Source organism: Streptomyces sp. NPDC037126, from assembly GCF_055605965.1.
Window position 1 is genome coordinate 148316 of the sequence record NZ_JBVJTD010000015.1, and the last position, 13879, is coordinate 162194.

Consider the following 13879-nt stretch of genomic DNA (forward strand, 5'->3'; position numbering starts at 1 on the left):
CGTGCCGGGTCGGCCGCCTCCTCGGACGGTCGTACTTCCCGTGCCGGGTCGGCTGTCGCCCCGGACGACCGTGCCTCCCGTGCCGAGTCGGCCGATCCTCCTGGCGGGCACGCTGCAGCCGCCGGATCCGCAGCCGTTCCTGGGGATGCCGCTGAAAGCGCCGCCCCGGCCGGCGCCCCCGCCCCTCATGCCGAGCGGGCCGCAGCCATGGACGGTCACGCCACGCCTGCCGAGCGGCCTGCCATCCCTGGCGACCGTGCCACCCGTGCCGAGCCGGTTCCCGCTTCGGGCGCCCGTGCCACCGGCGACGAGCGGTCTGCCACCCCTGGCCACCCCGTCACCCCGGCCAGGCCAACCGCCACCCCTGGCGACCCGGTCACGCCTGTCGAATCAACCGCCACCCCTGGCGACCCGGTCACCTCTGCCGAATCAACCGCCATCCCTGGCCGTCACCCCGTCACCTCTGTCGAATCAACCGCCACCCCTGGCGACCCGGTCACCTCTGCCGAATCAACCGCCGCCCCCGGCCGCCACCCCGCCAGCCCTGCCGAATCAACTGCCGCCCGGGGCAACCGCACCATCCCCACCGAGCCGTCCGCCACCCCCGGCGACACCCCCGTCCGGACGCCCGAGGCCGACCGCGTGCCCGTGGCTCCGCATGTGCCGGTCACGATGGGTACGCCCCATCGGGACGGCGAACTCCGGCGTACGTTCCCGGCGTTCGCTCCGAAGGCGGGGGGCGCGGCGAGCTGGTGGGGCAATGCGTGGGTGGAGGCACTGGAGCGGGGCGCGCTGGACGCCAAGCGGCTGGTGCGGGGGCGAGGGTATGCCGACCAGGGCCATGTAGACGCGATCACGGTGACCCCCGGACTGGTGCTCGCGTACGTCCGCGGCAGCCGCCCCCGCCCCTACCGCGTACAAGTGCGGGTCCGCACGCTCCCGGACGAGGACTGGGCGCGGTTCCTGGACGCGGCCGCCGACCGGCCGGGCCACATCGCGGCGCTGCTCGACAAGGAGCTGCCCCAGTCCCTGGCCGACTGCGGGGTGCCGCTGCTCCCCGGCCCCGGCGATCTCGTCCCGCGCTGCAGCTGCCCCGACTCCGGCCACCCCTGCAAGCACGCGGCCGCCCTGTGCTACCAGACCGCGCGCCTGCTCGACGCCGACCCCTTCGTACTGCTCCTGCTGCGCGGCCGCGGCGAGCGGGAGCTGCTCGACGCGCTCTCCCGGCGCAGCGCCGCCCGCGCGGCCCGCGCCGCCCAGGAGCGGCAGCCGGAGGCCCTGCCCGGCGTGCGGGCCACCGAAGCCCTCGCCCCTCGTGCGCTCCCGCCGCTGCCCGCGCCGCTGCCGGTGCCGGCGCACCCCGAGCAGCCCCCGGCGTATCCGGCGGCGCCCGGCGGCCCGGACCCGTTCGCGCTGGACCAGCTGGCGACCGACGCCGCCGCCCGTGCGCACGCGCTGCTCGGCACCGGGCGCGACCCGGTCGGTGCACTGAGCCTGTGGCAGGACGCGGTGCGCCTCGCCGCGGCCCGCCCCGGCTCCGGCCTGACCGCCGCGACCCGGGCGCTGCACTCCACGCTCGCCACGGCCGTCGGCCGCACCCCCTCCGACCTCGCGCGGGCCGTCGCCGCCTGGCGGCAGGGCGGTGTCGAGGGCCTGGCCGTACTGGAGGAGCCGTGGGACCCGCCGGCGGGCCGCTTCGACCGGGCCCGGCCGCTGCTGCTCGCCGCGGACCTTCCCGCGTTCCGCCCCTGGCGCAACCGGCTCACCCACCCTCGCGGTCACGTCCAGCTCCGTCTGGGCCACGACGGTCTGTGGTACGCCTACGAGTCGGAGCCCGGACATGACGACTGGTGGCCCCGGGGCACCCCGGACCTGGACCCGGTGGGCGCGCTCACGGGCCTCGGCACCCTGGACGACGCCTGATCGACGCCCGGCGGACGGACGTGGGATCCGTCACGCCCTGGGGCGCCCGTCGTGGAGGGACACCCCGGGGTCCCCGTCGTGGACGGACCAGCCCTGCGCGCGAAGGCGGAACGCCGGTGCCCGCAGCGGTCGTCGCTGCGGGCACCGGCGTGGTGCGGGGGAGTGCGCCGCCTCAGGAGGCGGGGGTCGCCCTGTCCTCACCCACCGATCAGTAGGCGGAGTTGACGTTGTCGATGGAGCCGTAGCGGTGGGCGGCGTAGTTGGCGGCCGCGGTGATGTTGGCGACCGGGTCCTTGATGCTGTGGGCGGTGCCGGCCACGTGGAAGGCGTTGAAGGTGGGGTCGATCACCTGGAGCAGGCCCTTGGAGGGGATGCCCTTCTTGGCGTTGACGTCCCAGTTGTTCTGCGCGTCGGGGTTGCCGCCGGACTCGCGCATGATGTTGCGCTTGAGGCCCGCGTAGCTGCCCGGGATGCCCTTGGCCTTCATGATGCTCAGCGACTGCTTGATCCAGCCGTCCAGGTTGTTGGCGTAGGCGCCCTTGGCGGCGGAGGCGTGGGTGTCGTTCGAGGCCCTGACCACGGAGGAGGCGTGCACCTGCGTCGCTTCGGCCGCCTGCGCGCTCGCCGGCATCATCGTGATCGCGGCGGCTGCCGCGCCCGTGGTGGCGAGACCGGTCAGGGCGATACGGGCGATGCGGGTGCGGGTGGTCATGGCCATGCGAGAACAACCTTCCGTAGGGGACACACGTCAGTGCCGGCCGCGAACCATCACGGCGGCGTGGGGCACCCGCAATCCACGGGCAGACCCTCCAGGGATCCGCCGCGACCCGATGACCGGCCCGCGGCGACGACAGCCATGATTAGCGGCCGGCGGACCGGGCCGCAACGATGTGACGTACTACCCGACTACGGAGCAATGTCCGGAATGGCGCCAATAGTGCTGTTCATTCGCAGTTCAGGGCATTCCTGGACTACGGCCCTCTTTAGGACGTGATCCGCCTCCTATGGGTGGCGTCACACGGGCAGGCCCCTGAGGGCCGTTCCGGGGCTCTCGGCGACACGGTCCCTCCGCTCAGGACCTACACTCAGTTGGTAGCCGCAAGCAACAGAACGTGCGTCATGATCGGAACGGGGCTGAAGCTCCTCGAAGACCACGTGGTGGACACCCGTACAGGAGCCTCGGAGCCGGGCAGTGCCCGGGGGGCGAGGCGAGGCAAGGAGATTTGCACGCATGACCACGTCCGCGTCCCCGGCCCGCGGGGGACCCGCAGCGATACCGGCGTCGGCACCACCGGCCGGCAGGCTGACGCATCGGCAGATCATGACGATCCTGAGTGGCCTGATGCTGGGGATGTTCCTTGCGGCCCTCGACCAGACCATCGTCAGCACCTCGATCCGTACGATCGCCGACGATCTGCACGGACTGAGCGCGCAGGCGTGGGTCACCACCGCGTACCTGATCACCTCCACCATCAGCACGCCGCTGTACGGAAAGCTGTCCGACCTCTACGGCCGCAAGCCCTTCTTCCTGGCGGCCATCACGATCTTCATCGTCGGCTCGGCGGCCTGTTCGTTCTCCACGTCGATGACCGAGCTGGCCGCTTTCCGGGCGTTCCAGGGCATCGGCGCGGGCGGCCTGATGTCGCTGGCGCTGGCGATCATCGGTGACATCGTGCCGCCGCGCGAGCGGGCCCGTTACCAGGGCTACATGCTCGCGATGTTCGGTTCGTCGAGCGTGCTCGGCCCGCTGATCGGCGGCTTCCTGGCGGGCCGCAGCAGCATCCTGGCCATCGCCGGCTGGCGCTGGGTGTTCCTGGTCAACGTGCCGGTCGGCATCATCGCGCTCTTCGTCGTCGCCAAGGTGCTCAACATCCCGCACATCCGGCGCGAGCACCGCATCGACTGGTGGGGCGCGGTCACGATCGCCGTCGGCGTGGTGCCGCTGCTGCTGGTGGCCGAGCAGGGCCAGCAGTGGGGCTGGACCTCCACCAGGGCCTACGTCTGCTACGCGGTCGGTGCGGTCGGCCTGGTGGCCTGGGTCTTCGTCGAGCGGGCCATGGGCGAGGAGGCCCTGATCCCGATGCGGCTGTTCCGCAGCTCGGTGTTCAGCAAGATGAGCCTGCTCTCCGTCCTCATCGGCATGGGCATGTTCGGCGGAATGATGATGGTTCCGCTGTACCTGCAGATCGTGAAGGGCGTCAGCCCCACCAGGTCCGGCCTGCTGATGCTGCCGCTGATGGTCGGCATGATCGCCGGTACCATCGTGGTCGGCCGCATCATCCAGAAGACCGGCAAGTACAAGGTCTTCCCGATCATCGGCTCCGCGCTGATCATCGCGGCGATGCTGCTGTTCCACTACCGGGTCGAGTGGGACACCAGGCTGCCGGAGACCATGGCCTACATGGCGCTGTTCGGCATCGGCCTGAGCGGGTGCATGCAGATCCTGACCCTGGCCGTGCAGAACGCGGTGGAGCCCAAGGACATGGGTGTGGCGACCGCGTCGGCCACCTTCTTCCGTCAGATGGGCGGCACCGCCGGTACCGCGATCTTCCTCTCCGTGCTGTTCAGCACCGTCGGTGACAAGATCAGCTCGGCCTTCCGGTCGGCGTACGAGACGCCCGCGTTCCGGGCCGCGCTCCATGACCCGGCCGTGCGCGCCAACCCCGTGAACCGGCCCGTGCTGGAGATGTTCAAGCACCCCCACGCGGGCGGCGGAAGCGGCTCGGGCGTGCTCGACGACTCCTCGTTCATCCAGCAGCTCGACCCGCGTCTGGCGGAGCCCTTCAAGGTCGGCTTCACCGACTCGATGCACCTGGTGTTCATCATCGCCGCGGCCGTGATGGTCCTCGGCTTCCTCGTCGCGGTGTGGACCAAGGAGGTGCCGCTGCGCAAGGTCTCCGGACTGGAGGCGCGGGCCGCCGAGGAGAACGGCGCTTCGGCGCCCGAGGCCGCCGCGGACGCCGCCACCGAGCAGGCCGTCGCCGGACCCGAGCCCACCGCCGAACTGGCCGCCGCCGGACTCCAGCCCGCCGCCGAAATGGCCGCCGCCGGGGTCCAGCTCGTGACCGAGCCGGGCACCGACAGGTTCGAGCCCGTGCACGCCTCCGCCCTGCGGCACGGCGTACGCGGCCGGGTGCTGGACGGTACGGGCGCGCCCGTACCGCAGGCCGTGATCACCCTGATCGACGTCAACGGACGCCAGCTCGGCCGCGCCGTCAGCGGCGTGGACGGCACCTACGCGATGTCCGTCGCCGCCCCCGGCACCTACGTGCTGATCGGCGCCGCCGGTGCGCGGCAGCCGCAGGCCGTCACAGTGGTCGTCGGCGAGGAGCCGGTCGACTGCGACCTCGCGCTCAGCGGCACGGCCGCCCTGACCGGGTCCGTCCTGGACGCCGTCGGCGGGCAGCCGCTGACCGGGGCCCTGCTGGTCGCCACCGACGTGCGCGGCGAGGTCGTCTCCACCGGCACCTCGGCCGCCGACGGCGCTTTCGTGCTCGCCGAGCTGGTGCCCGGCAGCTACACGGTCGCGGTGAACGCGTCCGGCTACCGCCCGACCGCCCTTCCGGTCGAGGTCGCCCCGGGAGCGGTGGAGCCCCTCGCGATCCGCCTCGAACCGGGTGCCCGGCTGAACGGTGTGGTCCGCTCCGCCACCGGCGCGCCGCTCGACGAGGCCAAGGTGACGCTGCTGAACTCGGCCGGGAACGTCGTCGGCACGGCGGTCACCGGTTCCGACGGCGCCTACGGGTTCACCGACCTCGACGGCGGCGAGTACACCGTCATCGCCAGCGGCTACGCGCCGGTCGCCTCGTCCGTCCGCCTCGACGGCAGCGGCGTCGCCGGCTTCGACCTCGACCTGTCCCACCAGGACGAGACCCGCTAGCGGGCACCACCGCGGGCCCCGAGCCCGGGGACCACATGCGCAGTGCGGACGGCCGACGCCGTCCGCACTTCGCATGTCCGGCCGCGGCCCCTCGCGTCCCGGCACCGGCACGCCCCCGTCCCTCACGCCCCGTCGCCGGGGGGCGGCACGGTGATCTCAGGAACCGCCCCGCGCGCTGGAGTCCGGCGCGGCACCGGCCGGGGCGCACCCGTGAGCCCGGACTTCGGGCCGCCCTGGATTCCGGGGACCGACGACGCCGACCGGCGCGGGTCCGGTTGGTGAACGGGCCTTCCACGCAAGGCACTTGCTGAATCCGGGCGCAGTGGCGGACGTCGGCCCGGGTGCCCTGCCGCCGGTCGTGCGCCCCACCGGGAGGAGAACCGGCCGTGTGCTCGTGTGAGCCCTGTACGCGCCCCCGCACCGGCGAGAAAACTCCGTCAGGCGGTGGGACGGCCGGAGCGTCGCCCACCGCCTTCGCCGCCGCCCGAGGAAGGAAGGCCGCCGTGCTGCTGCGTCTGCCGACGTCGGTGTCCGATGCGCGGGAATGCCTGGCGGAGGGGGCGGTGCCCGTCGGCGGGGCGACCCTCGTGTGGGCCGCCTGGCAGCGGGACGGCTTTCCCGAACTCGCCATGTCGCTGCGGAACCTGCCCGAGGCCAACGTGCTGGGGCGGGAGACCGTCGGCGGTGCGGTCGTCCTGCACCGGATCGACGGGCGGGTCCCGGAGGTGCTGCGCCTGGCCGCCGCCTCGGTGGGCACCGGCGCGGTACGGCGCACGGCGACCGTCGGCGGCAACCTCGTCGGCAGCACGCTGCGCTGTCTGCTGCCCGCGGCCCTCGCCCTGGACGCCCGGGCGACGGTGCTGGGACCCGACGGCGTCCACGAGACCGACCTGGCCGAGCTGGTGGCCAAGCGTCCCGTCCTGCCCCGGCTGCGCTGGCGCGAGCCCGTCGCCTGCGCGTACCGCAAACTGCCCGCCGAGGCGGGCGGACCGCCGCCCCTCGTCGTCGCCTCGGCGGTGCACGCCGGTGAGGGCGGCGGCCGTCTGCGGATCGCGGTACGCGACGGCTGCGAAGTGACCGGCGCCGAGGTGCCGTGCGGCGCGGGCGCCGACGAGACCCTGCACGCCCTGCGCGCCACGGCCGTCGGTGACCTGCCCGACGCCGCGCGGGACGTCGTCCGCACCCAGGTCGCCGCGCTCCTGGCGGGTCCCCGCGCGGACCGGCGCGCGTTGGGGAGCTGAGACCCGTACGGAAGCCGCCGATTTCCCCCCGGCCACGCGAGGGCCCGCGGGACATGAGAGGGTCGGACGAGTGAGCGAGACACCACCGAACACCCTGCAATACCGCTTCGACGGGCCGGAAGAGGCCCCCGTCCTGATCCTGGCTCCCTCACTGGGCACGACCTGGCACAGGTTGTAGAGACCGTCTTCGGGCGTCCACGTCAGTCCAGGGCGGGTGCGTAACAGCAGGTCAGGCACTGCGGTCCAGGGGAGTCGACGTAGTTGGTGACAGACGTGTGAGAGCGCCGGTGAGAGCTGCGTTCGACGGCAAGCTCCTACAGGCGCCGTCGGCGGGGGCTTCCGGGCGGGTGTGCTGCAGCTCCGGCGTTGGCACCGCTGCCCCTGGGTTCTCCTCCCTGCGCCCTCCGCGTCGAGTGCTCGGCAAATCCGGCCCTGGCCCTTGGCGACCAACAGTCATAACCTTCGCCCCTGCAAAGCCGAACGCTCCGGGAGGCGTCTGAGGCGATGCCTGCCCCCGCCGAGGGGCGCACGGGCTTCGCGTCCGCAGGCTGTTCATGGTCGCGGAAGCTGCGACAGGGCTATGTGCACCGGGCGGGCCGCACCGCCCGCGCCGGTGAGTCCGGCAGCGTGGTCACGTTCGTGCTGGCGGGCCAGCGCCGCGAGACGAGCCGCATGATGGGCGGGGCCGGCATCGAGCCGACCGTCACCAAGGTGCGGTCGGGCGAGGCGGAGCTGAGCCGGATCACCGGCGCCAAGGCTCCCTCCGGGATCCCGCTCGACGGCGGGCCCGCCGTCCCCCGGCCCAAGAACAGCAATGCTCCCTTCCGCAGCCTCGGCACCAGCAAGGGCCCTCCCGAGGCGCCTGCGGCAGGTCCCGAGAGGCGGGCGAGGCCCGCAAGCTCGCCGAGGCCCGCAGGACCGCCCTCGTGCATCGCAACGGCTGAGAGCCGTTGCCCTGGCAGCCTGGCCACGGGATCGACAACCCTCGGCCCGACCCGAAGCCGTCCTGTGTGCATCACCTACGAAGTCAACGCCTTTGGCCGCGAGAGGGATGCCCGCCGAAACGGAGCAGGATGATGTTGCCGACGCTCGCACTGCGCCCGGCATGACAAGCTGTGCTTGCCCACCCCCCCCGAACCCAGGAGGTCACCATGACCGCAGAGCCCGTATCTACGGAAGGTTCGGAGCCGGCTGCCCCCGAGACGTCCCCTCTGGAGCCGGACAGCGACGGCAACTACGACCTCAAGCGCAAGTTCCGCGAAGCCCTGGCGCGCAAGCGCGGTGTGCAGGCGGATGCCGCTGATGTGGCCGCCAAGTCCGATGCATCAAAGGTGCGTTCGGCGCACGGCCCGGCTGCGAGCCAGCGGTCGTTCAGGCGCAAGAGCGGCGGCTGAGTCGATGAGTTCCGCGATCTAACCGCTTCACCGGCACTCGCGCTATCCAGTCGCGCGTACCGTGCAGTGGCCCGCGACGTGCGCATGCCCGTGCGCGCGTCGCGGGCGGGGCATAGCCGGGGGACTTGTCTGGGGGAATGGCCCAGATGCGGTTGGCTCGGGTCGGTGGCGCCGCCGAACTGGAATTCCGCGATGAGGGCACTGCCTTGTCCGAGGGTACGCGGCCGCTGTCGCGCACCTTGCGTGCCCCTGTACCGCTGTCAAAACGACTGCGGCTGTCGTCAGTCCTCGCCGTCCGGGCCTGAGGCTCGTACGGCGGGGCCGCAGCACCGTCTCTTCCACGAAGGCATGGCTGAAGACCAGCTGCACCGCCTGCTTCAGACCGCGTTCCCGCTGGTGAAGGACGTCGAGGGTCAGGTACTGACCCGTCAGCCGCCGTTTCCTCGTGTCACGGCGTTGCCGCACCGGGATGCTGCTGTTTCCACCGAGCTGATCGACGGTCTGGTCCTTGATGGTCTTCGATATGGCCGCTCGCGTGCGTGTGCCCGAGACGGGCCGTGACGCTTGCCGGAACCACCCTGATCTCCACGCCCGCCCGCGCCATCTTTTGGGGGAGCAGCCCCTATGTGGGGCGCGCCCCCAAAACTTCCCGAAACGTTGCGCTCCGGCTGGGTCAAAATCTGTGCCCGCGAGCTGAGGTTTCAACTGGACGGGCAGACAGATTCTCTATCGCATTAAGTTGGGTGGGATTCTTCACCGTACACAGGCCGCTGCGGCGTGCTACTGTCGATCTCAGTTGCAGTTGTGGTTCCCAAGACTTCAAGTGCCCTCTGGGCGGCGCCTGTGCCGCTGGAGGCACTTTTGTTATCCGGTCTTTTTCCGGGCGGGGTGATCATCGCGGCGACACGGGGTCCGCGCAGTGCGGATCCCGATGCACCCCCCAAAGGAGAAATGACATGGCTGCTGGTACCGTGAAGTGGTTCAATGCGGAAAAGGGTTTCGGCTTCATCGAGCAGGACGGTGGCGGCGCTGATGTCTTCGCCCACTACTCGAACATCGCCGCCCAGGGCTTCCGCGAGCTGCTGGAGGGCCAGAAGGTGACCTTCGACATCGCGCAGGGCCAGAAGGGCCCGACGGCCGAGAACATCGTTCTCGCCTGACGCTGACTGTCGCGTACTTGTAGCTGGGGCCCGCATCCTTCGGGGTGCGGGCCCCAGCTGCTCGCATTTTCCCGCAGTGGTTTCGCCAGCGGACGACAACTGGGAAACCCGAAGGTGCACCGCATACGGTGCAGCCCTCAGGGGCGCACCATCCCTTCGTGGCTTCGTCGCGGTGGACTCCCGAACATTGCCTCCGCTTCGAGCCACTCATTCCAGCTCCCTGTGCCCGTACGGATTTTTCGTCGGCCAGATTTGCTTTCGTATTCCATCGGTCCATTCTTGCAATTCTCTGTGCTGCTGATCGCTGCGGGAATTCCTTGATATGTGCCGCATCGAGGAAGGTTCCGCATGAACCGCACACGCACGAACGACCGCTTCACCCGCACCCGTAAGGGCAGTGCCGAATCCGGAAGGGGTGGCAGCCGATTCGGTTCGTCGGCCAGGAGCCTTTCCGCCGGGTCGAGCCGTTCCGGTGGTTACGGCCGCCGGCCCGCCGCGGTCCAGGGGGAGTTCGCGCTGCCCAGGACGATCACTCCCGCGCTCCCCGCCGTGGAGGGCTTCGCCGATCTCGACATGCCCGGGGCGCTGCTGGGCGCGCTCAGCTCGCAAGGCGTCACCGTACCCTTCCCGATCCAGGCCGCGACCCTGCCGAATTCCCTCGCCGGCCGCGACGTACTGGGCCGTGGCCGCACCGGCTCCGGCAAGACCCTCGCTTTCGGGCTGGCGTTGCTGGCCCGTACGGCCGGGCAGCGCGCCGAGGCCGGGCAGCCGCTGGGGCTGATCCTCGTACCCACGCGTGAGCTGGCGCAGCAGGTCACCGACGCGCTCGCCCCGTACGCCCGCTCCGTGAGGCTGCGGCTGGCCACGGTGGTGGGCGGAATGCCGATCGGCCGGCAGGTGAGCGCGCTGCGCGGTGGCGCCGAGGTCGTCGTCGCCACACCGGGACGCCTCAAAGACGTCATCGACCGCGGCGACTGCCGGCTGAACCAGGTTTCCATCACCGTCCTCGACGAGGCCGACCAGATGGCCGACATGGGCTTCATGCCGCAGGTCACCGCCCTTCTCGACCAGGTCCGCCCCGAAGGCCAGCGCATGCTGTTCTCCGCCACTCTCGACCGCAACGTCGACCTGCTCGTGCGCCGCTACCTCAGCGACCCCGTCGTGCACTCCGTCGACCCCTCGGCCGGCGCGGTCACGACGATGGAGCACCACGTGCTCCACGTTCACGGCGCCGACAAGCACGCGGCAACCACCCAGATCGCCGCACGCGACGGCCGCGTGATCATGTTCCTCGACACCAAGCACGCCGTCGACGGCCTCACCGAGCACCTCCTGAACAGCGGGGTACGGGCCGCCGCCCTGCACGGCGGGAAGTCACAGCCACAGCGCACCCGCACGCTGGCACAGTTCAAGACCGGACACGTCAACGTGCTGGTGGCGACCAACGTCGCGGCGCGCGGCATCCACGTCGACAATCTCGACCTCGTCGTCAATGTCGACCCGCCGACCGACCACAAGGACTACCTCCACCGCGGCGGCCGTACCGCCCGCGCAGGAGAGTCCGGCAGCGTCGTCACCCTGGTCACCCCCAACCAGCGCCGTAGTATGACCCGCCTCATGGCAGCGGCCGGCATCGTCCCGCAGACCACCCAGGTCCGCGTCGGCGAAGAGGCCCTGCACCGCATCACCGGCGCCCAGGCCCCCTCCGGCATCCCGGTCGTCATCACCGCACCGGTGGGCGAACGCCCCAAGAAGCGCGGCGCCACCTCACGCGGTCGGCGCCGTCCCGTCTCGGCGGCCCGCCGTGCGCCCGTACGGCAGTCCACCGCCGGTGCAGCGGCATAGAACCTTCGTGTCAGGAAGCCCGCCCAACTTCGCAGGAGGCACCCTTTGACGCTGGACCAGACGCAGCTCCGCTCAACACGTACCAACGCCGTGCAGACGGCAGCCGATCCCGCGGACGCGGCCGGACCGCAGGTCTGGGAGGACATGACCGTGGAGGTGGCACTGTCCGTGATGGCCGCCGCCCGTACAGGTCATCTGGTCGTCTGCGACGAGGACGGTATGGGCACCGGCCTGGTCACCCGGGACCGGCTCACGGCCGTTCGTGACGGCTCCGGATACACGGACCGGATCCGCCTGCGTGACATCGCCGACGTCATCGGGCCCTTCGCGTCGCCGCTGGCCACGAGGGCCGAAGCCGAGCGTGCGACGCGCTGCCGCCGGCTCGGGGCCCCGCCCGTGGCCGACGAACACGGCAACGCTCTGGGCGTCCTCGCCCTCTCCCGCTGAACCGCCCTCACCCCTACCCGCCCCGTCTTCTCTTCCCCCTGGAGGCATCATGCGCTGTGTCATCGCCCGCTTCCCGTTCGACCTGACCAAGAGCGGCGTGGTGGAATCGATGAAGGGCGTCACACCCGAGCTGGTCACCGGAGAGTTCGTCATCATCGGACGACGCCACTACCCCGCCAAGCAGGTCGGCCAGGTCATCACCCGCCAGGACCGCCGTGATTTCAGCACCGGCGAGGTCCTCAGGGCCATGACCCAACTCGGTTTCACCTGCCGCCCCCGCCCTACCGCCGCATCTGCGCCCCGGGCCGACCGGTACGAGCCGGCTTCCGCAACGCTCGGCACTCTGCCTGTCCGCCTGACGTACGGACAGGTGTGAGCCGAACAGAGCAGTGAGGCCCCACCGGCGTGGGCGAATTCCAGGGGGCGTAGCAACACCGCGGTGAGTTGATCAAGCCGCGAGCAGTTCAGACAGACGCTCGGCTGGGGTCTCCCAGTCGAGTGTTCTGCGTGGGCGGCTGTTGAGTTCGGTGGCGCGTCCGGTCCGCAGGGCCCGGGTCAGCTCGCACCTCAGTTCCCCGCGGCCTTGGTCGTAAAGCGCCTGGTAGATCGTCTCGTGGACCACGTGCATCTCCGGCTGGTCGGGGAGGCGTGCCCGTAGAGCGTGGCAGATCTGCTCCGGGCTCCACCGCCGGGTCACGTGGTCCCGGAGGAAGTCCCGCAGCCTGGGGTTCTGGGCGATCTTGCCGGGCCTGGGGCGCGGTTCGCGGGCGTCCGCGCGGCGCTGGGCGGCGTTCGGACGGTAGGACCGTCCGCCGTGGGGCATGAGCGTACGGTTGCGGCAATCTCCCGGCTTACGGTGGAGGGACTGCGGCCAAGCTCGGCTGCGATGGCCCGGACTGACGCCTTCTCCCGGAGCCGGTCGGCGATGTGGATGCGGTCGCCTCGGTGCGGCAGCGCGACGGGCCGACGGGTTCCTCAGGGCGAGCCGGGGGTTCGGGCGCTTGCCCGGGCAGCCCCGTGACCACGGTGGGCGAGGCTGCCCTGTACCTCGCGGATGCCTGCCGGCCGTAGAGCCGACGCTTGCCGGTGCGGCGGTTGATGCAGATGATCCGGCAGGCTTCCGTGTTCGCTCCTCCAAGATCCACGAGCCGAAGGTATTCTTCCCGCTCAGGGTCCGACCTCCTGGGCCCCTGAGGACGCCGATCCTTCCGGATCTCGAAGTCCATCCCTTGAATTGCGGTGTTGCGACGTACCACTGGAACGGAAGCGTGCCGGTGGGGCCTCACTGTGGGCCGGTGAGTCAGTGGTCGGAGTAGCTGAAGTCGCCCACGGTCCAGGCACTGACGTCCTCGATCGCGACGCGGTACATCCCGCCTGTCTCCGGGATCCCCACCGCCCCCTGCAGGATCCGGGCGACGTGGAAATGCAGATGCGTGGACGGTCCGTCCTTCCTCGCGGGGGTGTCGAAGACGGCGGCGAACTCGCCCAGGTCGGCGGAGTCCGTCAGCACCTCAGACACCCTCTGCCTCCACATGGCTTCCGGAGCCAGCCGACCGGTGATGACAGCACCACTGGTGACCACGGTCAGGGACATCTGATTGCTCTCCCCGGACTCCACGAGGGCGGCTATCGCAACGAGCAGCTCGTCAGGCTTCGGCATGGGATCGGATTCTATGCAACCGGCCCGCCCGGGCGGCTTGGACGAGGGCGCAACCGGGCGAGATGGGTGCATGCGGCTCCCCTGGTGCCGCACGACAGGCCGGGGGTGCGCATGTGCGGCGGCTGCGAGCCAGGGGCGTGCTTCGAGGCGGCATTGGTCTGCTTGTCGTTCGGCTGCCGCAGGTCTTCGATGATCGCTTGTGCGGTATCGCGTGTGTCGGCAACGGCCGCGTGGAACGGGGCAGCTGTGGCGTTGACGGACATTGTGTCATCAGGGTCACCCTCGTCTCCGGATCGTTCATGCCCGGCCCTTGCCTACCCGACCCTGCG

Annotated in this window: 11 protein-coding genes and 2 pseudogenes; 10 read left to right on the plus strand and 3 right to left on the minus strand. The window is 71.0% G+C overall.

The annotated features are described in order from the left end of the window. Positions 1 to 207 precede the first annotated feature (207 nt). Complete coding sequence (locus ACZ7FF_RS29275) at positions 208 to 1923, plus strand: SWIM zinc finger family protein (protein WP_470815902.1); 1716 nt, start codon at positions 208 to 210, stop codon at positions 1921 to 1923. Positions 1924 to 2131: 208 nt separating this feature from the next. On the opposite strand, the gene ACZ7FF_RS29280 is transcribed toward ACZ7FF_RS29275, so the two are convergent. Next, positions 2132 to 2641: a transglycosylase SLT domain-containing protein gene (locus tag ACZ7FF_RS29280; RefSeq protein ID WP_470815753.1), complete on the minus strand. Its 510-nt coding sequence runs from the start codon at positions 2639 to 2641 to the stop codon at positions 2132 to 2134. A 513-nt stretch (positions 2642 to 3154) separates the two neighbouring features. Between ACZ7FF_RS29280 and ACZ7FF_RS29285 the strand changes: the two genes are divergently transcribed. From ACZ7FF_RS29285 to ACZ7FF_RS29325, 9 genes and pseudogenes are all read left to right on the plus strand, one after another. Then, on the plus strand, positions 3155 to 5803 hold the full coding sequence (locus ACZ7FF_RS29285) for an MFS transporter (protein ID WP_470815754.1): 2649 nt from the start codon (positions 3155 to 3157) through the stop codon (positions 5801 to 5803). Between the two features lie 503 nt (positions 5804 to 6306). Then, positions 6307 to 7044: an FAD binding domain-containing protein gene (locus ACZ7FF_RS29290; protein ID WP_470815756.1), complete on the plus strand. Its 738-nt coding sequence runs from the start codon at positions 6307 to 6309 to the stop codon at positions 7042 to 7044. Positions 7045 to 7623: 579 nt separating this feature from the next. Beyond that, positions 7624 to 7988 (plus strand): annotated as a pseudogene (locus ACZ7FF_RS29295) (DEAD/DEAH box helicase); the annotation flags it as partial. A gap of 207 nt (positions 7989 to 8195) precedes the next feature. After that, entirely contained in the window at positions 8196 to 8438 is a 243-nt protein-coding gene (locus tag ACZ7FF_RS29300; protein WP_363000282.1) for a DUF5302 domain-containing protein, read from the plus strand. Positions 8439 to 8786: 348 nt separating this feature from the next. Beyond that, positions 8787 to 8999: a hypothetical protein gene (locus tag ACZ7FF_RS29305; protein WP_470815757.1), complete on the plus strand. Its 213-nt coding sequence runs from the start codon at positions 8787 to 8789 to the stop codon at positions 8997 to 8999. Positions 9000 to 9394: 395 nt separating this feature from the next. Continuing rightward, positions 9395 to 9598 carry a cold-shock protein gene (locus tag ACZ7FF_RS29310; protein WP_014145516.1) on the plus strand — a complete coding sequence of 68 codons (204 nt, stop codon included), beginning with the start codon at positions 9395 to 9397 and terminating at the stop codon, positions 9596 to 9598. A 348-nt stretch (positions 9599 to 9946) separates the two neighbouring features. Next, entirely contained in the window at positions 9947 to 11443 is a 1497-nt protein-coding gene (locus ACZ7FF_RS29315) for a DEAD/DEAH box helicase (RefSeq protein WP_470815759.1), read from the plus strand. Positions 11444 to 11488: 45 nt separating this feature from the next. Then, positions 11489 to 11890 (plus strand): CBS domain-containing protein, encoded by a 402-nt coding sequence (locus ACZ7FF_RS29320; protein WP_470815761.1) that lies wholly within the window; start codon positions 11489 to 11491, stop codon positions 11888 to 11890. A 49-nt stretch (positions 11891 to 11939) separates the two neighbouring features. After that, complete coding sequence (locus tag ACZ7FF_RS29325; protein ID WP_470815763.1) at positions 11940 to 12266, plus strand: SCO5918 family protein; 327 nt, start codon at positions 11940 to 11942, stop codon at positions 12264 to 12266. 126 nt (positions 12267 to 12392) lie between these two features. Here ACZ7FF_RS29325 and ACZ7FF_RS29330 read toward each other — a convergent pair. Together ACZ7FF_RS29330 and ACZ7FF_RS29335 are read right to left on the minus strand one after the other, a co-directional pair. Beyond that, positions 12393 to 13116: pseudogene (locus tag ACZ7FF_RS29330) on the minus strand (transposase); the annotation flags it as partial. A gap of 74 nt (positions 13117 to 13190) precedes the next feature. After that, positions 13191 to 13550, minus strand: a complete 360-nt coding sequence (locus tag ACZ7FF_RS29335; RefSeq protein WP_470815764.1) for a hypothetical protein — start codon at positions 13548 to 13550, stop codon at positions 13191 to 13193. Positions 13551 to 13879 lie beyond the last annotated feature (329 nt).

Bases quoted from the DNA above. Each gene is read 5' to 3' on its own strand.
- ACZ7FF_RS29275 (WP_470815902.1), top strand. From the start codon at position 208: ATGGACGGTCACGCCACGCCTGCCGAGCGGCCTGCCATCCCTGGCGAC.
- ACZ7FF_RS29310 (WP_014145516.1), top strand. From the start codon at position 9,395: ATGGCTGCTGGTACCGTGAAGTGGTTCAATGCGGAAAAGGGTTTCGGC.
- ACZ7FF_RS29305 (WP_470815757.1), top strand. From the start codon at position 8,787: ATGGCTGAAGACCAGCTGCACCGCCTGCTTCAGACCGCGTTCCCGCTG.
- ACZ7FF_RS29300 (WP_363000282.1), top strand. From the start codon at position 8,196: ATGACCGCAGAGCCCGTATCTACGGAAGGTTCGGAGCCGGCTGCCCCC.
- ACZ7FF_RS29285 (WP_470815754.1), top strand. From the start codon at position 3,155: ATGACCACGTCCGCGTCCCCGGCCCGCGGGGGACCCGCAGCGATACCG.
- ACZ7FF_RS29280 (WP_470815753.1), bottom strand. From the start codon at position 2,641: ATGGCCATGACCACCCGCACCCGCATCGCCCGTATCGCCCTGACCGGT.
- ACZ7FF_RS29315 (WP_470815759.1), top strand. From the start codon at position 9,947: ATGAACCGCACACGCACGAACGACCGCTTCACCCGCACCCGTAAGGGC.
- ACZ7FF_RS29335 (WP_470815764.1), bottom strand. From the start codon at position 13,550: ATGCCGAAGCCTGACGAGCTGCTCGTTGCGATAGCCGCCCTCGTGGAG.
- ACZ7FF_RS29325 (WP_470815763.1), top strand. From the start codon at position 11,940: ATGCGCTGTGTCATCGCCCGCTTCCCGTTCGACCTGACCAAGAGCGGC.